The organism is Enterococcus sp. 3C7_DIV0644, assembly GCF_002141235.1.
Taxonomy (GTDB): domain Bacteria; phylum Bacillota; class Bacilli; order Lactobacillales; family Enterococcaceae; genus Enterococcus_D; species Enterococcus_D entomosocium.
Genome location: NZ_NGLK01000001.1, coordinates 3,553,209 through 3,572,290 on the forward strand (window position 1 = coordinate 3,553,209; position 19,082 = coordinate 3,572,290).

The following is a 19,082-nucleotide window of genomic DNA, read 5'->3' on the forward strand; positions in this document are numbered from 1 at the left end:
AAAAGCGTGTCGCTGATTTTTTAGTGGATTTTTTTAAAAGACGATGGAGAGAAGGAGTCCTTTCATGAGTTTACGATTTATTCTTGGCGATGGCCGTTGTCGTCATGATCAAGCAGTGATAGAAAATGCAAAAAGCTGGTTAGAAAAAGACCATCAAGAAGTATTTTTTCTGGTACCTAACTACAACAAATTTGAACGAGAGCGCGAGATCCTTCAATTACTGAAAGAGGATCGCGTAGAAGATTTTGCTTCTATTCGCGCGCAAGTGTATAGTTTTCACCGTTTGGCTTGGTTTTATCTGCAGCAAACCGGCTTGCTTTCTCAAAATGCCATCACTGAAAATGGTGCCTCCATGATCATGCGTAAGCTGCTTTTGGAACTAGAAGAAGAACTCGTCTTATACCGTGGTGAGATCAACAAAGCGGGTTTTATCCAACAATTGTTGGCTTTCTATCAAGAAATGCATACAAGTCGATTGGGGATCGAAGATTTATTAGCAGGTGGTGCTGCACCAAGCGCAACCCAAGACGAAGAAAAAAAATACAGTGAATTAGCGATAATTTTTCAACGATTTGAACAAGAACTTCTAGAGCGTGCCTTGCAAGTCGAACAACCGATCACCTTACTGACACGCTTTCTGGAAGGTTCCTTGCTGGGCGATTCCTCGGTGGATCATGCAATGCCAACCACTGTTTCTTTGAACAAAGCGCCAGATCTTTCCCACGCCTTATTTATTATCAGCGGTTTCTCCGCTTTTTCAACACAAGAGCAACAGTTGATTCAAGTACTGATGAAGAGAAGTCATGTAGTGATTGATCTTATTTTGGATCGCGGGTACCCACAAGAGATGCCCACGCCATTGAATTTATTTTACGAAGCAGGACGGACCTATTATCAGTTGATCAGTTTTGCTCGTGACAATCAAGTGAACATTTACTTAGATCAGAAACTTTCCGTCAACCAAGAGGTGGACAAAGAAGACGAGGGATCGATCCCGCAGGCATACAAGGAAGTAGAAACTTTTTGGCGGCAGACCCAATCACAAGCCAATTATCATCAGCAGACGTCCGTCAAAGACTTCTTGGCTGTCTGGAAAGTTGGGAATCCCGAAGAAGAGATTCGTCAAATCGCAGCGTCGATCCGCGGGATGATGAGTGATAAGAAACGGTACCCAACATTACGGTATCGTGATATCCAATTACTGATCGCCGAACCAGAAGTCTATCATCAGTATATTCCTAAAATTTTTACTGAGTTTGAGATTCCTTTTTATATCGATGAAGAGCAGATGATGGCGCAACATCCATTGGTTGAGTTTTTGAATGCTTTTTTTGCTTGTCAATCCTATGGCTTTCGCTTAAATGATATTTTACGGTTGCTTAGAACGGAACTTTACTTACCGGCAGCCTATCGCTCCGAAGCAGATTGGCTTGTTGGGCGTGACCAGTTTCGTAAGTTGGTGGATATTACCGAGAACAAAGCGCTGGCTCATGATTTCCAAGGAGCGAGTTGGACGAGAAACGAAGATTGGGAACTGATCGAGTATTTACAATCGGAAGAAGAAGCAGTGGACAAAGTGGATTTGACGGCGTACACCAATCAGCTTCGTAGGGCTTTCAAGCAAGATGTCGTGGATACACTCGATTGGCTGACAGCAGCTAGAACAAATCGAGATGCCGTAGAACTGCTGTATCGCTTTTTACTGAATGCGGGTGTCGAGCAACAGCTGAGGCATTGGCGAGACCAGGCAATCCAACAAGGAAAATTAGATCAAGCCCGCAATCATGAACAAGCATGGCAAGCTTTAATGGATCTGCTGGATGAGTATGCCACGATCTATGGAGATGAGCCCTTTGATTTTGCGCTCTTTGAAGATGTCTTATTGACTGGCTTAGAAAATGTCACATTCGGAAAGATCCCAACAGCGATCGACCAAGTCAACATCAACCGCCTTGATTTGGCGCGTCCGAAACAAGCGAAGATCACATTTGCACCGGGATTGAATGAAACGGCTTTGCCAAGAAAAATGGAAAATAAAACATTGTTGACGAATGAAGAACGTCAGCATTTCAATCAGTTATTCAATGGTGAAAAATACCTTAGAGATACAGTGGTGGAAGGCAGTGTCAAAGAACCATTTGCCTTTTATTCTGTCTTGCTTTCAGCGACAGAGCACTTATCACTGTCCTATGCCGTTAATTTTGATACACAGCAAAACATCAAGATGTCGCCTTATTTAGACCGCGTGGTCAAGCATTTGGATGTACCACTGCAAGAGCGGGGGATCTTGACGCTAGTCAGTGACCCGAGAGACTATGTTGGCAGTTATCGTGTCCTGATCTACCAAATCAATAATCTCAGTCAGCAAGCGCAAAAAAACAAAGAGAATTTGCCTCGAGTGTGGGAGCAACTGAAACAAGCGCTGTTACGTTCGGAATGGACAGATTTAGCTGCCCAAGTATTTGAAAGCCAAACCCATCAAAATATTCCGATTCCTTTGTCTCAAGCACAAGCTGCGGCGCTATATGGCCCGTCGATCTACAGCTCCATTTCTCAGATGGAGACGTTCTATCAGTGTGAATACAAGTATTTCGTCAGCTACGGATTACGGTTAAAAGAACGGGAAGTTTATGGCTTAAATCCAGCAATGACCGGTGAGTTTTTCCATGATGCGTTGGACCGCTTTGTCAAAGTCCTAATTGCTGAAAATATTTCCTTGACCCAGTTAACTGCTGACCAACGCGTGCAATTTGTGGAAGTCGTTTTGCAGGAAATTTTTGGCGAAAGCCGTTATCGCTTACTGACGAGTTCTGCTCGGATGAATTTTATTCGGTATCAATTAGGCAAGACGATTCAGCGAGTAGCGTGGGCATTAGCGAAACAAGGACAAAAAATGCATTTTAGTCCTGAAAAGACGGAGGTGCTGTTCGGCCAGATCGCTGGCTCAAATGGGATTAACGGGATCGAATTACCATTAAGTTCTGGCGGGAAACTACATGTGCGGGGGAAGATTGATCGTGTCGATACGGCGAAAACGGAAGAAGAGCAATGGCTTTCCGTTGTTGACTATAAATCTAGCAGCCGAGATTTTGACCTTTCTGAAGCCTACTACGGACTTGCGATGCAGTTGATCACGTATCTCGACGTCGCATTGACGGATGCTGTCCAACTGGTTGGTTCGCCAAAGGTTCGACCAGCGGGGGCATATTATCTGCATGTGCATAATCCGCTTTTGGACGGACAAGAAGCCAGTGAAGAAGAACGTTTAAAACGTTTCAAGTATGACGGGTTGTTTATTGACGAACCGGCTGTTTTCCCGTTACTCGATGAGGAAGTTGAAGCCAGCAAAAATTCGCCGGTATTTCCTGTTCGGAAAGACAAAAACGGCAATTATCAAAAAACAACACAGGCGAAAAACAAGTTTTATACAGAAGAAGAGCTTGAACTATTAAGAAAACACAATCGGAAAAATATGCAACAAAGTGGTGAGAAGCTGTTGAGCGGTGAAATCGCCTTAAACCCGTCTTATAAATTAAAAGACAAAAAAAGGGCGTGTGAGTTTTGTCCGTTTCGCAGCATCTGTGACTTTGATGTATTATTGAAAGAAAATGAGTACCACCGTTTAGAAAACTTATCTAAAGATGAGATTATCCATCGCTTAAGGGAGGAAGAAGATGAGTAAGATCCCTTTAAAACCGCAAAATGAAACCTTTACGGATACCCAATGGCAAGCCATTTTTGATAAAGGGGATAATATCCTCGTTTCCGCTTCAGCGGGTTCAGGTAAAACCACCGTTTTGGTTCGGCGAGTGATTGAAAAGCTAAAAGCAGGAACGACGATCGATTCTTTACTGATCGTGACCTTTACCGAAGCAGCTGCTCGAGAAATGAAAGAACGGATTCAAGCGGCATTGCAGCAGGCCATCAATCAAGAAAGTGACGAGCAAAAGCGCCAGCACTTCGTCCGTCAGCTGCAGCTATTGCCGACAGCTAACATTTCTACCTTGCATGCGTTTTGTTTAACTGTGATTCGGCGTTTTTATTATTTGATCGATTTAGATCCAAATTTCCGCATGATGACTGATGAAACCGAAATTTTATTGATGAAAGAAGAAATCTGGACACAGCTGAGAGATCAACAATATGAAGCCAATGATGAAGCGTTCTTTCGTTTGACGGAAAATTTTTCTAGTGATCGTTCCGATGAAGGCGTCGGGGATCTGATCCTGTCTCTTTATGACTTTGCCCGAGCAAATCCGGATCCAGTGAACTGGTTAGCTCATCTAAGTGATCACTATATCGGCAAAGAAACCTTTGCTGAAAATACCCTGTACCAATCGCAAATCAAGCCGACTTTGCAAGAAAACTTGAAAACAGCGGCGCATTTGCTGCAGGCGGCGCAAGACTATGCCCGTTCTGATGAAGCGATGGAAAAAGCGGCACTATTGATCGATACCGAATTAGGAATGGTGGAAACCTTAAAGGCTCTGCTTGATGCAGACGATGTCGATGGCTTCTATGAGCAAATCCAAGTGTTGCGTTTTGCTCGCTACCCAGCTTTTCGCAAACCAGAACAAAAGGAACTCTCTCAAGAAATTAAACCTTTGCGAGATGATGCGAAAAAATTGGTTGAGCAATTGAAAGCGGCCTTTCCATACCCACCGGCTGAAATGATGGAGCTGCTTCATCGGTCCGCACCTGTCGTTGAAAAAATGGCAGCTATGACCGAAGCGTTTATGAAAGCATTCCAAGAAAGGAAACTTTCAAAAGGCCGTTTAGACTTTAATGATTTGGAACATTTCACCTTGCAGATTTTACAAGGAGACGGTAGCGGAAGTGAAGCGTCGACCTATTATCGTGATCGCTTTGAAGAAGTTTTAGTTGATGAATATCAAGACGTCAATCGGCTGCAAGAGGCAATTTTATATTGGGTGAGACAAGTCGATCATAACCCCGGCAATATGTTTATGGTGGGGGATGTAAAGCAGTCGATCTATTCGTTTCGACTAGCAGATCCGACGCTATTTATCGAAAAATACTTGGCATTTGAAACGGAGAATGGTGGGCGGAGAATCGTCTTAGCAGAAAATTTCCGTTCTCGCTCCGACGTATTGGATTTTACGAATCTAGTTTTTCAACAGCTGATGGATGAACGGGTTGGACAAATCCCTTATGATGAGGCGGCAGCCTTGATTACCGGTTTTCCTCATTTTCCAGAAAGCGACGCCTTTGCCACAGAGCTCTTGTTATATGAAAAAGAGCATGAATCCGAAGAACAATTGATCGATGACAAAACAGAGGGTGAAATGCAGATTACTGCATTGAAGATTCGAGAGTTGATTGAATCAAAATTCATGATCTATGACAAAAAAGCCAAAACAAATCGACCAATCACTTACAACGATATCGTCTTATTGACCCCTACACGTAAAAACAATCTTGTCATTTTGGATGTCTTTAAGCAGTTTGGGATTCCGATGGCGGTCAATGATGCTCAAAACTATTTTCAGGCAACGGAAATCCAAACCGTCGTTTCTTTGCTGCAAATCATTGACAATCCGTACCAAGATATCCCCCTTGTGGCGGTCTTGCGTTCGCCAATCGTCGGCCTAACAGAAGATCAATTGGCTGAGATCCGTTTAGCGAATCGTTCCAGCGACTACTATGATGCAGTATTGGATTATCATGTTCAACAAGAAGAGTCACCCTTGTGGCAAACGTTGGATGGGTTTTTAGCCAAACTAAATCAATGGCGCGAAGAAGCACGCAGATTACCGATCCCAACCTTATTATGGCAAATCTATGAAGATACTGCTTACTTGGATTATGTTGTGGGACTTCCTGCAGGACAGCAGCGTTATGCAAATTTAGTGGCATTGATACACAGAGCTGAAAAATACGAAAAGAGCAGTTTCCGTGGTTTGTACCAATTCATTCGCTTCATCGAAAAAATGCAAGAAAAAAACAAAGATTTGGCGGAGCCTGTGGCTACTCCTGTAGAAGATGCCGTTCGAGTGATGACCGTTCATGCAAGTAAAGGCTTGGAATTCCCTGTTGTGTTCTTACTGGATACAACAAAATTCTTTAACTACCAAGATTTTCAAAAACGCTATATCTTTGAAGAACAGCTGGGAGCTGGGATCCAATATGTGAATCCAGCAGAAAACCTTAAATTTGAGACACTGCCGTTTCAAGCCATCAAGCAAGTTCGTTTGAAAAAAGCCTTGTCAGAAGAAATGCGAAAATTATACGTAGCATTGACACGAGCAGAGCAGAAGCTTTTCTTAGTGGGCTCCTATAAAAATCAAGCGGATGCCTTTAAGACTTGGCAATCTGGCCTGACACAAGCCGAGATGGTTCTTGATCCTGCATTACGGCTTGTTGCCCGGGGGAGCTTGATGGATTGGGTCGGACGGACCCTGATGCGCCATCCAGATATGGAAGCAGTATTCTCTGAAGCGTCAGAGCGCAAGCGGACGATCGATCATCCTGCTCATTTTCGTCTGTCATGGTGGAATCAAGAAACGATCACGCAACAAGTCCAAGAGACCCTTGTGCCAGTCGAGGAGTCTAAACGATTGCTTGCGCCAGATAGCAATATCGATGATCTTTTGAAACGCCTAGCATATCGCTATCCTTATCAAAAAGCGACCCAAACGACTAGTTATCAATCTGTATCAGAATTGAAAAGACTCTATAACGATCCCGATGATCAACAGACCACTTTGTTGGAATGGCGGTCGGTTTCCGAGAAGACGAATCCTCAGCAATATCGCTACGTACAGGATGAATTGGCGAAACCAAAATTTCTGCAGGAAACGAAGCCTCTCGCCAGCAGTATCGGGACAGCAACACATACGGTTTTGCAAATGATTCCATTAGGAATGACGCCAACACAAGATACTTTGGAGCTCCTGATTGCTGAACTCGTGAAAAAGCAATTTTTTTCTGAAGAAATCGCCAAAAAAATTGACCGATCGAGCATTTTGTGGTTTTATCAAACTGAACTAGGTGAACTGCTGAACCGATCCTCTGATGTGGTGAAGCGGGAGCAGCCGTTTTCGATGCTAAAAGAGGCTGATACGATCTTTGAAGGGTTTGACGAACCAGATGCGCCGCTTTTGATCCATGGTATTATCGACGGCTATATTGAATTGGCGGATGAAATCATTTTATATGACTTTAAAACAGATGATGTTTTCGGCAGTCAGGCTCAGATTGAAAAGAAAATGCGCGAACGATATTATGGTCAATTGAAACTCTACTGCCAAGCATTGGAGAAAGCATTGAGCAAACCAGTGAAACAGACCTATTTAGTGCTGTTAAAACCTAAAATGATCGTGGCATTCTAGCTGATCGATCCTAGTTTCTTACAATTCGTAAGTCATATGCTATAATAGGTAAAAGAGGTGATGGAGAATGATAAAAGTAGAATCGGATTATGCCCTTTGTCCTAAATTTGAAAAAGCTTTTTCTATTTTAGGCAAAAAGTGGAACGGCTTGATCATTGATGTCCTTCTTGAAGACGGCAAACAAAGATTTGTTGAGTTAGCAAACAAGATTCCTCAAGTGAGTGATCGGGTGTTAGTCGAACGCTTGAAAGAATTAGAGCGGGAAGAAATTGTCTGCAAAGAAAACAATCTTTACTGCTTGACGCCAAGAGGTATTGCTCTTGAAAAGAGTATGATGAGTGTGAAGCGTTGGGCAGAAACCTGGGTGCGTGAGGAAGAATGCAGTTGATTTCTCACCGGAAATTAGGTAAACTAAGCTTAAATGAATAGATAAAAAGCGTTGATAGAAACTAGTAATTTGGCTGAATCAGAAAAAGGGAGACTTGTCACAGACTGAAAGCAAGTCCTGTATTCGAAAAATGAATTTCACTTCTGGAGCTTGCTGATTACAGTCAGTCGGCAGTTTTGCTGTCGTTAGCCGAAGTGAGTGCGCGGTTTTTTTCGCGAATGAGGATGGTAACACGAGACGTCGTTCCTTTTTAAGGGATGATGTCTTTTTTTGTCTTTATACGAATGATACTCACTTTATTCAGTCAATCCAGTCTTTTTATTCTTGCACTATTCACAGCATAGAAGGAGGAAACACATGTCTTTACAAGAGAAATTAGAAGCATTGAAGGAAACGACATTGCTTAAAATCAAAGAAAGTCCAACCATGAATGACTTGAATCAAATTCGAGTGGAAGTGCTTGGGAAAAAAGGCCCTATCACAGAAGTTCTACGGGGGATGAAAGATCTTTCTGCGGAAGAACGGCCGAAGGTGGGGAGCTATGCCAACGAGATTCGTGATATCTTGACAGAAGCGATCGAAGAAGCCAAGACGTCTATCGAAGCAGCAAACTTGGAAAAAGCTCTTGCTGAAGAATCCATCGACGTGACGTTGCCTGGTAAAAAGATGGACCGAGGAACACGCCATGTGTTAACGAAAATCATGGAAGAAATCGAAGATATCTTTGTTGGTATGGGCTACCAAGTAGTCGAAGGTTACGAAGTGGAAAAAGATCATTACAACTTCGAACGGATGAATCTACCAAAAGATCATCCAGCCAGAGACATGCAAGATACTTTTTATATTTCAGAGGAAGTGCTGATTCGAACCCATACGTCACCAGTGCAAGCGAGAACAATGGAGACTCATGATTTTTCTAAAGGGCCGCTGCGGATGATCTCACCCGGGAAAGTTTTCCGTCGTGACACAGATGATGCGACCCATAGCCACCAATTCCATCAAATTGAAGGATTGGTAATCGATAAGAATATTACGATGGGTGACTTAAAAGGAACCTTAGAAGTCATGATGCAAAAAATGTTTGGGGAAGATCGCCAAATTCGCTTGCGACCAAGCTATTTCCCTTTCACAGAACCATCGGTCGAAGTCGATGTCAGCTGCTTCAAGTGCGGTGGTGCCGGTTGTAATGTTTGTAAACAAACTGGCTGGATCGAGATCCTCGGTGCTGGAATGGTGCATCCTAACGTCTTAGAAATGTCAGGGATCGATCCAACCCAATATTCAGGATTTGCTTTTGGTTTAGGTCCTGATCGAGTGGCAATGCTGCGCTACGGCGTGAACGACATTCGCCAATTCTATCAAAATGATGTGCGTTTCATTCGCCAGTTCAAGGGGGAACAATAAATGTTAGTATCATACAAATGGTTAAATGAATACCTTGATCTGTCTGAGATCACACCCAAAGAGCTGGCGGATAAAATGTCAGTGACGGGGATCGAAGTCGAAGGTATTGACGTGCCTGAAGAGGGTTTAAAAAAAATCGTTGTCGGAGAAGTGACCGACTGCCGACCACATCCAGATTCTGATCATCTATCAATTTGCCAAGTAAATATTGGCGAGGATGAAGACTCACAGATCGTTTGTGGTGCGCCGAATGTCAAAAGCGGCATCAAAGTCATCGTGGCATTACCAGGCTCTCGAATCGCGGGCAACGTAAAAATCAAAAAGGGCAAGATGCGGGGAGAAGTTTCCAACGGCATGATTTGTTCGTTGCAAGAGTTGGGATATGCCGATAGCGTGATTCCCAAAGAATACGCAGAAGGAATTTATTATTTACCAGCAGAAGCAGAACCAGGATCACCGGTTTTTCCTTATCTTGATATGGATGATCACATTATCGAATTATCGATCACTCCGAATCGTGCGGATGCGTTAAGCATGCGGGGGGTTGCTTATGAAGTCGGTGCAATCTATCGGCAAACACCGAAGTTTCCTGAAATTGCGCTTACCGAAAGTGAAGTAGCTGCTGCCGATAAAATTCAGGTGAAGGTCACTGAAGTAACGGATGCACCCGCCTACCAAATTCGAATCATTGATGGCGTAACGATCGCCCCAAGTCCACAATGGCTGCAAAATCGCTTGATGAATGAAGGCATTCGTCCAATCAATAATGTCGTGGACGTGACGAATTATATCTTACTGTTATTTGGTCAACCATTGCATGCTTTTGATTATCAAAAGCTAGACAGCAAGGAAATACTGGTACGTCGCGGCAAAGAAAATGAAAGCCTGGTTACCTTAGATGGAGAAACTCGTCAGCTTTCCCCAGAAGACATCGTTATCACCAACGGAACGACACCAGTTGCGCTCGCAGGCGTCATGGGAGGTCTTGATTCTGAAATCACGGAAACGACGACCACAGTCGCTTTAGAAGCGGCCTTGTTCGATCCATTAGCGATTCGTTTGACTTCGAAAAAATTCAATTTAAGAAGCGAATCATCCGCTCGTTTTGAAAAAGGGATCAACCAAGCAACGGTTGCAAAAGCTTGTGATGCAGCAGCAGCACTGATTGCGGAACTTGCTGGCGGAACGGTCTTAAAAGAGGCAGTAATAGGTTCCCAAGTAGCAGTAGAACCTGTGGAGGTTGCGATTACTTTAGCACGGATCAATAGCTATTTAGGCACAGAAATCACTGATGAAGAAGTGCAAGAAATCTTTGATGCATTAGGCTTTGGTCATCGTCAAGAAGCAGACAGCTATATTGTTTCAGTCCCACCTCGTCGTTGGGATATTACGATCGAAGCAGATATCATTGAAGAAGTGGCGCGTATTTACGGTTATGATCGTTTGCCATCGACTTTACCGCAAGGAGAAACGGTTGCCGGTCATTTAACCAAAGCGCAACGTCTGACTAGAGAAGTTCGGACTCTTTTGGAAGGCAACGGGGTCAGTGAAGCCATCAGCTATGCTTTGACAACGGAAGAGAAGGCGCAACAATTTACGGATAAATCGAGCCAAGTGACTCGATTGGATTGGCCAATGACCGAAGAGCGTGCCGTCTTGCGCTTGAATCTGATTTCAGGTTTGTTAGACGACGTTGCGTACAATTTGGCACGTAAAAACAATCGTGTTGCTTTATATGAAATTGGTCGCGTCTTCTATCAAACGGGCGACAGTAAACACGAACTGCCAACAGAAGTCAATCACTTAGGGCTAGCATTGACAGGAAATATCCATGAGAAAGACTGGCAAACTCAAGCTCAAAAAGTTGATTTCTTCCATTTGAAAGGCATTTTAGAAAATCTTTTTGATTCGTTGGCATTAACCGACCGTATTCGTTATCAAAAAACGGCAGATATCAAAGAGATGCATCCTGGGCGTACGGCAATGATCTTGCTAGATGACCTAGAAATCGGCTTCTTGGGACAAGTCCACCCATCGATCGCCAAAGCCTACGAAGTGAGTGAAACCTATGTTGCTGAATTGAACTTAGATCAGTTGTTAGCAGCTAAAACAGAACAATTGGTCTATCAACCAGTTTCTAAGTTCCCATCAGTGACCCGAGATATGGCACTCTTGCTCGATGAAACGATCGATAACCAATCCGTGATGGAAATCATTCGTGAAAGTGCAGGTCGCTTCTTAAGTGATATTCGTTTATTCGATGTTTATCAAGGGAAAAACATTGAATCAGGTAAAAAATCTCTAGGGTACAGTCTGACCTTTAGCAATCCGGAAGCTACCCTGACGGATGAAGAGATCAATCAAGCAATAGCGAAAATTACTCGTAACTTAGAAGAAAACGTTCAAGCAGAAATCCGCTAATCAAATAAGTAGAAAAACGTTCTCCACCATACAAAGAAGTTGGGTGGGGAACGTTTTCTACTATTATAATAGATGCTCAGATGACACAAGAATGTTAGGAGTTGAGTGAAAGCCTTAAAAGATTTCTCTATAGAAGGCATTCCAGCTTTTTTGGTACAACCTTTTTTAAACACTGGCTAGGCTGAAAAAATGCATTTTCTAATCAGCGTTTTATGAAGTTATTTTTTAGGACAGCTCCTCGATTTTTGCGCAAGAAACAGCATCAAATCAAAATACACAAAGTGTCAGTCTGGGGAGGAAGTGTTCTCGTGAAATCTAACACAGAGTTTGTACATAGGTTTTGCATGAAAGAATTCATTCCGATTTGTAAACAAAAAAACAAGCCGTAAAGGCTTGTTTTTTTAAGCAAAGTAATTGATGCCCATTGCATTTTTGACTTCAGCTAACGTCTGAGCGGCAACTTGTTCAGCTTTTTCACTACCAAGTTTTAGTAAGTTCATCACTTCACCGGGATCTTTTGCAAAAGCTTCACGGCGTTCACGAATCGGTGCAAATTCGGCTTCTAGAACATCGATCAAATAGCGTTTGATTTTGACATCGCCTAATCCACCACGGGTGTAATGTTCTTTTAATTCAGCAATTTTTTCTTTTTCGGTACCAAATACATCAAGATAAGTGAAGACCATATTGCCTTCAACTTGTCCGGGGTCGTTGACATGAATGTGATTTGGGTCCGTGTACATGCTCATCACTTTCTTTTGTAATACATCGGCTGGATCAGCTAAGTAAATGCCGTTGTTCAATGATTTGCTCATTTTCCCGTTCCCATCGATCCCCGCTAAACGTCCCATGCCTTTTGGCGGTAAAACCGCTTTTGGTTCGACTAATACTTCACTATACGTAGAATTAAAACTATGCACGATTTCTTGCGTTTGTTCCAGCATTGGTTTTTGATCTTCGCCGACTGGGACTAAATTTGCTTTAAAAGCGGTGATATCCGCTGCTTGAGAGACAGGATAGATGAAGAAACCAGAAGGAACGCCTTCACCAAATTTTTTTTGTTCAATTTCGGCTTTAACGGTTGGATTGCGTCGTACTCGAGCAACACTGACTAGATTGAGATAATACATCGTCAATTCAGAGAGCTGAGGGATTTGCGATTGAATAAACATCGTTGTTTTTGCTGGATCCAATCCAACGGCTAAATAATCCAAAGCAACTTCTAAAATATTCGCTGAGACCTTCTCAGGTGTTTTCGCATTATCTGTTAGTGCCTGCATGTCAGCGACCATGATATAAAGCTGATTTTCAGGGTCAGCTTGCATTTCGACCCGTTTTTTTAAAGACCCCACATAATGGCCAAGATGCAATTTGCCAGTTGGGCGGTCGCCAGTTAAAATCGTATTCACTTTTTTTCCACCTTTTCCTTTGTTATATGGTTTATCTTACCTTTTTTTAGCAAAAGAAACAACCGGTTCTCCTTGTGATCTGATGGGGTGAGAAAAATTTTCATGGACAAAAACCTCACATCAAAGTAAAATAGCACTTGTCTTTTCAGAAATAAGAGGGGAACATTGGAAAAGAACCTTTACAAATGAAAAAAGATTGAGCTATAATATGAATCAAATCTTTCCAATTACTCATTTAATTTTAAAAAAAGCTAGGAGTGTGAATCAATGGCAATGATCGAATTTAAGAACGTAGAGAAATATTACGGAAAGTTCCATGCATTAAAAAACATCAACCTTGAATTTGAAAAAGGTGAGGTCGTTGTTGTTATCGGGCCTTCAGGATCTGGTAAAAGTACAATGCTCCGTACGATTAATGGTCTAGAAACCATTTCAGGTGGTCAATTATTGGTCAATGGTAAGAACTTGTTTGACAAAGATGTCAAAATGACAGAAATTAGAAAAAACATCGGCATGGTGTTTCAACATTTCAACTTGTATCCAAATAAAACCGTGTTAGAAAATATTACGTTGGCACCGATTAAAGTATTAAAACAAAATGAGCAAGAAGCCATCAATTTGGCGGAAAAACTTCTTGATCGGGTAGGGATGTTAGATAAAAAAGATTCCTATCCTTCCATGTTATCCGGCGGACAACAGCAGCGGGTCGCAATTGCCAGAGGGCTTGCGATGAAACCAGAGATGCTGCTTTTTGATGAGCCAACGTCAGCATTGGATCCAGAAATGATTGGTGATGTATTGGATGTCATGAAAAAAATTGCCAGTGAAGGTATGTCCATGATCGTTGTTACCCATGAAATGAGCTTTGCCCGTGAAGTAGCAGATCGAATCGTCTTTATGGCGGAAGGACAAGTCTTAGAAGACCGGCGCGATGTCGATGGATTCTTTGATGCACCAAGAGACGAACGTGCAAAACAATTCTTGAGTAAAGTCACAAATCATTAAGCAATAGGAGGAACCCTTATGAGAAAGAAAATATTTTCCTTTCTAGTCTTAGCCTTTGCCCTTGTGACTTTCTCAGGTTGTAAAGGACAAAGTGCCGCAGATATCGATATTTTAGAAAACAGCAAAGAGACGAATCAGATCGTTTGGGGCGTAAAAAACGATACCCGTCTTTTTGGATTGATGGATATCGCGACTAGAGAAGTACGGGGATTCGATATTGATATCGCTCGTGCAATCACTGAGAAAATTTTAGGTCGTGATGGCAATGCCATCTTTGTTGAAGTTACCTCAAAAACCCGGATTCCTCTTTTGAAAAACGGCAACATCGATGCAATCATCGCCACGATGACTATCACAGAAGAACGTAAAAAACAGGTCGATTTTTCCGATGTCTACTTTGATGCAGGTCAATCGTTATTAGTTGCCAAAGACAGTCCTATTCAAGGGATCGAAGATTTGACCGCAGACACCACTGTATTGGTCGTTAAAGGCTCTACCTCAGCTGTGAACATCCGTGAAGCAGCACCAGAAGCGCAAATTTTAGAACTTGAGAATTATGCGGAAGCCTTTACTGCTTTACAATCTGGTCAAGGGGATGCTATGACCACGGATAATGCGATCTTATTAGGGATGGCGAGTGAAAATCCCAATTACCATTTAGTTGGCGAAACTTTTACAGAAGAACCTTATGGGATTGCCATCAATAAAGGACAAAAGCCGTTTCTTGATGCAGTGAATCAAGCCTTGCGGGAAATGCGTGAAGATGGAACCTATGATGAGATTTACAACAAGTGGTTCCCTGAAGACGAATCAGGAAAAGTAGAGTAGGAGGAAACTGAATGGTTGAATTATTTCAAACGTATACCGGTCAGTTTATTGAAGGCTTTAAATACACAGTCATGGCGAGTTTGATCGCACTGTTTTTTAGTCTTTTGATCGGAACCTTAATGGCAATTTTTCAGTTGTCAGACAATCGCCTCATCAAAGGGATTGCCAAAGCGTATGTTGAGTTTTTTAGAAATATTCCCTTATTGATCATCGTGATGTTCTTTTATGTCGTTGTGCCAATGTATTGGGTTTCTTTTGACGGCTTTCAAGCTGGAACGATCGGCTTAACGATCTATACATCGGCATTTATCGCTGAGACGATCCGTTCAGGGATTCAAACGGTCCCTAAAGGCCAGATGGAAGCTTCCTTGTCTTCTGGTTTTACTTACAGCCAAGCGATGCGCTACATTATTTTGCCTCAAGCATTTAAGATCGTCGTACCGCCGTTAGGCAATCAATTTATCAATCTTGTCAAAAATTCATCAATTTTGGCGATGGTCGCAGGCTTAGATATTATGTATCAAGGGGATTTGATCGCAAGTGAGACCTTCAATACATTTGATACGTATATCATTGTTGGTCTTTTCTATTTGATCATTACCCTACCATTGTCTTATTTGATGGTTTACTTGGAACGGCGTTGGGCTGTCCGCTCATAGAAAGGAGCTAACGAACTATGGACTTTTTTGAAGCTTTTTCAGCGATTAACATTCGCTTCTTGATCGATGGCTTGCGGGTAACAGTTGAAGTGTCGATCCTATCGATTTTATTTAGCTTTATTATCGGAGGGATCGCCGGCATTTTGCGCTTCAGCTCGATCCCAGTCTTTTCTAAAGTATTAGGTGTCGTGATCGATGTTATTCGTAACTTGCCTTTGCTCTTGATCATCTTTTTCACTTACTTTGCATTGCCGCAGATCGGTATCCGCTTTAATATTTTTTGGTCAGCGGTTGTGGCGTTGACGATTTTTGAATCAGCGATGCTTTCTGAAATCTTTCGTGCTGGTTTGAATGCTGTGCCAAAAGGGCAGATGGAAGCTGGTTTGTCTACAGGGCTAAGCTATGTCGAAGTACTGCGGAGCATCGTCGTGCCGCAGGCATTTAAAGCGATGTTGCCAGCGATCGTCAGTCAGTTGATCTCTTTGATCAAAGATACGTCATTAGCCGTGATTATTTCTTTACCAGAGCTGACCCATCATGCTCGAATCATTTATGGGCAAAATACAAACTATGTTTTACCTATGTTTTTAGCAATGACTGTTTTATACTTTTTGGTTTGTTATGCCTTGTCATTGCTTTCTGGCTTTTTGGAAAAACGTCAGTACGATTACTAAAAAGAATAATCGACAAAAACATCCCCACGATCGGTCTTTCACCCATGCAAGTGCAACTTGTGGGGTGTAAGCCAATCGTTGGGGCTTTTTTCTTTTTGACCGTTTCGTGGTTTTTGGGAAAGCTTTTTTAGCAAACGAAAGGAATACTTGAAAAATAGTCAAAAAAAGTCCAAAATGAATAAGAGAGAAAAACGCACCAAACTCTTTCTTTCATGTAAAGGATGGAAACTATGACAAACAACAGACCAATTGGTTTTATCGATTCTGGTGTTGGTGGGTTGACGGTCGTCAAAGAAGCAATCAAGCAATTACCCAACGAATCGATTCTTTATCTGGGAGATACAGCCAGATGCCCGTATGGTCCGAGACCTGCTGAGCAAGTCATCGAGTATACGTGGCAAATGACCCGTTTTTTATTAGAAAAAAACATTAAAATGTTGGTGATCGCCTGTAACACAGCAACAGCGGTCGCCCTTGAAGAAATCAAAGAACAACTAGATATTCCAGTGATCGGCGTGATCCTGCCCGGCAGTCGAGCAGCAGTCAAAGCAAGCAAAAACCAACGAATCGGTGTCATCGGGACAAACGGAACGATTAAAAGCGACTCTTACAAGCGCGCGCTTCATGGCAAAGCGCCCCATGCGTCCGTCGTCAGTTTGGCTTGCCCAAAGTTTGTGCCGATCGTAGAAAGCAAACAATACCATAGCTCGGTCGCCAAGAAAATCGTGGCAGAAACGTTGCGTCCATTGAAAAACAAGCGGTTAGATACAGTGATTCTGGGCTGTACTCATTATCCTTTATTGCGCCCTTTGATCCAAAATGAATTAGGCGCCCATATCCAGCTGATTGATTCAGGGGCAGAAACGGTGGGGGAAGTCAGTACCTTGTTGGACTATTTTTCCATTGCAGCAACGAGTCAGGACGATCCGCATCCGCAACATGCATTCTTTACTACTGGTTCACCGAAAATATTTGATGAGATCGCCAATGATTGGCTTGATTTAGATACGATCTCATCGATTCACACTGATTTAGGAGGCTTTTAAATGCGACATGATGGCAGAAAAGAAACAATGTTAAGACCAGTCAACATTCAAACCAACGTCTACAAACACCCCGAAGGATCGGTTGTGATCTCTTTTGGTGACACAACCGTGATTTGTTCGGCAACGATTGAAGATCGGGTCCCTCCGTTTTTACGAGATACGGGAAAAGGCTGGGTCACAGCCGAATACAGTATGCTCCCACGAGCGACCAACACTCGTAATCGTCGAGAAAGTGCCAAAGGCAAGCTTTCTGGTCGTACGATGGAGATCCAACGGCTGATCGCTCGTTCCTTACGAGCCGTAGTCGATTTAGAAAAATTAGGGGAACGTAGTATCGTCGTCGATTGTGATGTCGTCCAAGCGGATGGCGGTACCAGAACAGCCAGTATTACCGGCGCTTTTGTCGCGTTGCGTTTAGCTATCGATACCTTGTTGCGTGACAAAGCATTGACGGAAGATCCAATCAAGGAGCATTTGGCAGCAATTAGTGTCGGGATCTTACCAGATAGTACCTGTGTGACTGATCTCGATTATCAAGAAGATTCTTCAGCTGCTGTTGACATGAATTTGGTGATGACGGAATCTGGTCGATTTGTCGAATTGCAAGGAACTGGGGAAGAAGCAACCTTTGATGGCCAGCAGTTGAATGAGATGCTGATCTACGGAAAAACAGCTATCGAAGAATTGATTGCCTATCAAAAAGAGGCACTGTTTTTACCAGATGAACCCCCTTATGAGATTCCCGAAAAAACGATTGTCATTGCTACAGGCAATCCAGGAAAAGCCAAGGAGTTTAAAGCCGTATTTGGCGCAGCAGGTTACGATGTCCGCACCTTAAAAGACTATCCTTCCTTGCCGGATGTTGAAGAAACCGGCACCACCTTTGAAGAAAATGCCCGCCTTAAAGCGGAAACCATCGCCAGAATTTTGGGAAGACCGGTGTTAGCTGATGACTCAGGACTGAAAGTAGATGCATTAGGGGGTCGACCAGGGGTGTACTCTGCTCGATTTGCTGGTGAGCAAAAAAGTGACGCTGCCAATAATGCAAAATTACTTTACGAATTGACGGATGTCGAAGATGACAAGCGCAGTGCTCAATTTCACTGTACGTTAGTTTTCGCAGCGCCAGGAAAAGATAGTTTGGTGGTTGAAGCTCAATGGCCGGGAAGAATCGGCCGTATCCCCCGTGGAGAAAATGGGTTCGGTTACGATCCATTGTTTATTCCTGATGGTTCAGAGCAAAGCGCAGCCCAAATGAGTCAAGAAGAAAAGAACCGAGTCAGCCACCGTGGTCTAGCAATCAAAAAGCTGCAGGAACAGTGGCAGGAGTGGTTAGAAGGAGAAAATGCATGAAATATTTAGTTGTCAGTGACAATCATTCAGATCGTGAGATTCTTGTTGATCTTAAAAATGAATTCGAAAATCAAGTCGATTTATTCCTGCACTGTGGGGACTCCGAACTACCTGACACAGACCCTTTGTGGGATACTTTTCAAGTCGTTTGCGGCAATTGCGATTATGGCGGTGGTTTTCCCAATGAGCGTATCATCAAAACGCCGCTGGACACCATCTATATGACTCATGGCCACTTAGCAGATGTCCGTTTTGGTGTAACGAAATTAGGGCTGCAAGCGCAACAAGCCGATGCCTCGATCGCACTGTTTGGTCACACGCATCAAATTGCTTGTGAGAAAGTTGGGAATCGGCTTTTCTTGAATCCCGGCAGTATTTCCCAACCGCGAGGGCAAATTCAAATCAAAAGCTTTGCGATTATTGAAAGTACGCCAGAACAATGGGCAATCCAATACTATGATCGTTCCTTTCATAAAGTCCCTGAGCTAGCTTTTGTTTTCACACGCTAAGTAAGCGGAATCAAAAAGTAAAAATTTCATTATA

The 19,082-nt window shown here is 42.9% G+C and carries 13 protein-coding genes; 12 read left to right on the forward strand and 1 reads right to left on the reverse strand.

All coding sequences use genetic code 11. From position 1 onward, the window contains the following. The first annotated feature begins 64 nt into the window (after positions 1–64). The 5 genes from A5877_RS16795 to pheT all read left to right on the forward strand — a co-directional run bounded on the left by A5877_RS16795 (position 65) and on the right by pheT (position 11,565). A complete protein-coding gene (locus tag A5877_RS16795; RefSeq protein ID WP_086317388.1) occupies positions 65–3,682 on the forward strand; it encodes a PD-(D/E)XK nuclease family protein in 3,618 nt (1,205 codons plus the stop codon). Further along, complete coding sequence (gene addA, locus A5877_RS16800) at positions 3,675–7,352, forward strand: helicase-exonuclease AddAB subunit AddA (protein WP_086317390.1); 3,678 nt, start codon at positions 3,675–3,677, stop codon at positions 7,350–7,352. The genes A5877_RS16795 and addA overlap by 8 nt, the downstream gene beginning before the upstream one ends. 67 nt (positions 7,353–7,419) lie before the next feature. Then, complete coding sequence (locus A5877_RS16805) at positions 7,420–7,740, forward strand: helix-turn-helix domain-containing protein (protein ID WP_005226192.1); 321 nt, start codon at positions 7,420–7,422, stop codon at positions 7,738–7,740. Between the two features lie 357 nt (positions 7,741–8,097). After that, on the forward strand, positions 8,098–9,144 hold the full coding sequence (gene pheS, locus A5877_RS16810; RefSeq protein ID WP_086317392.1) for a phenylalanine--tRNA ligase subunit alpha: 1,047 nt from the start codon (positions 8,098–8,100) through the stop codon (positions 9,142–9,144). Further along, complete coding sequence (pheT, locus tag A5877_RS16815) at positions 9,145–11,565, forward strand: phenylalanine--tRNA ligase subunit beta (RefSeq protein WP_086317394.1); 2,421 nt, start codon at positions 9,145–9,147, stop codon at positions 11,563–11,565. Between the two features lie 401 nt (positions 11,566–11,966). On the opposite strand, the gene trpS is transcribed toward pheT, so the two are convergent. Then, positions 11,967–12,974, reverse strand: a complete 1,008-nt coding sequence (gene trpS / locus A5877_RS16825) for a tryptophan--tRNA ligase (RefSeq protein ID WP_005236112.1) — start codon at positions 12,972–12,974, stop codon at positions 11,967–11,969. Between the two features lie 267 nt (positions 12,975–13,241). Between trpS and A5877_RS16830 the strand changes: the two genes are divergently transcribed. The 7 genes from A5877_RS16830 (at position 13,242) to A5877_RS16860 (ending at position 19,048) form a co-directional block, all read left to right on the forward strand. Further along, positions 13,242–13,979, forward strand: a complete 738-nt coding sequence (locus A5877_RS16830; protein WP_008381909.1) for an amino acid ABC transporter ATP-binding protein — start codon at positions 13,242–13,244, stop codon at positions 13,977–13,979. A gap of 18 nt (positions 13,980–13,997) precedes the next feature. Further along, complete coding sequence (locus A5877_RS16835; RefSeq protein WP_008381907.1) at positions 13,998–14,807, forward strand: transporter substrate-binding domain-containing protein; 810 nt, start codon at positions 13,998–14,000, stop codon at positions 14,805–14,807. Positions 14,808–14,818: 11 nt separating this feature from the next. Next, a complete protein-coding gene (locus tag A5877_RS16840) occupies positions 14,819–15,466 on the forward strand; it encodes an amino acid ABC transporter permease (RefSeq protein ID WP_005226186.1) in 648 nt (215 codons plus the stop codon). 17 nt (positions 15,467–15,483) lie between these two features. After that, positions 15,484–16,140, forward strand: a complete 657-nt coding sequence (locus A5877_RS16845; protein ID WP_005236107.1) for an amino acid ABC transporter permease — start codon at positions 15,484–15,486, stop codon at positions 16,138–16,140. A gap of 230 nt (positions 16,141–16,370) precedes the next feature. After that, the gene (gene racE, locus A5877_RS16850) at positions 16,371–17,186 is read left to right on the forward strand and encodes a glutamate racemase (protein WP_086317396.1); all 816 of its coding nucleotides are present in this window, start codon (positions 16,371–16,373) and stop codon (positions 17,184–17,186) included. Then, positions 17,187–18,539, forward strand: coding sequence for a ribonuclease PH (gene rph / locus A5877_RS16855; protein ID WP_086317398.1), 1,353 nt, complete (start codon positions 17,187–17,189; stop codon positions 18,537–18,539). Further along, positions 18,536–19,048 carry a metallophosphoesterase gene (locus A5877_RS16860; protein WP_005236103.1) on the forward strand — a complete coding sequence of 171 codons (513 nt, stop codon included), beginning with the start codon at positions 18,536–18,538 and terminating at the stop codon, positions 19,046–19,048. The genes rph and A5877_RS16860 overlap by 4 nt, the downstream gene beginning before the upstream one ends. Positions 19,049–19,082: the final 34 nt, after the last annotated feature.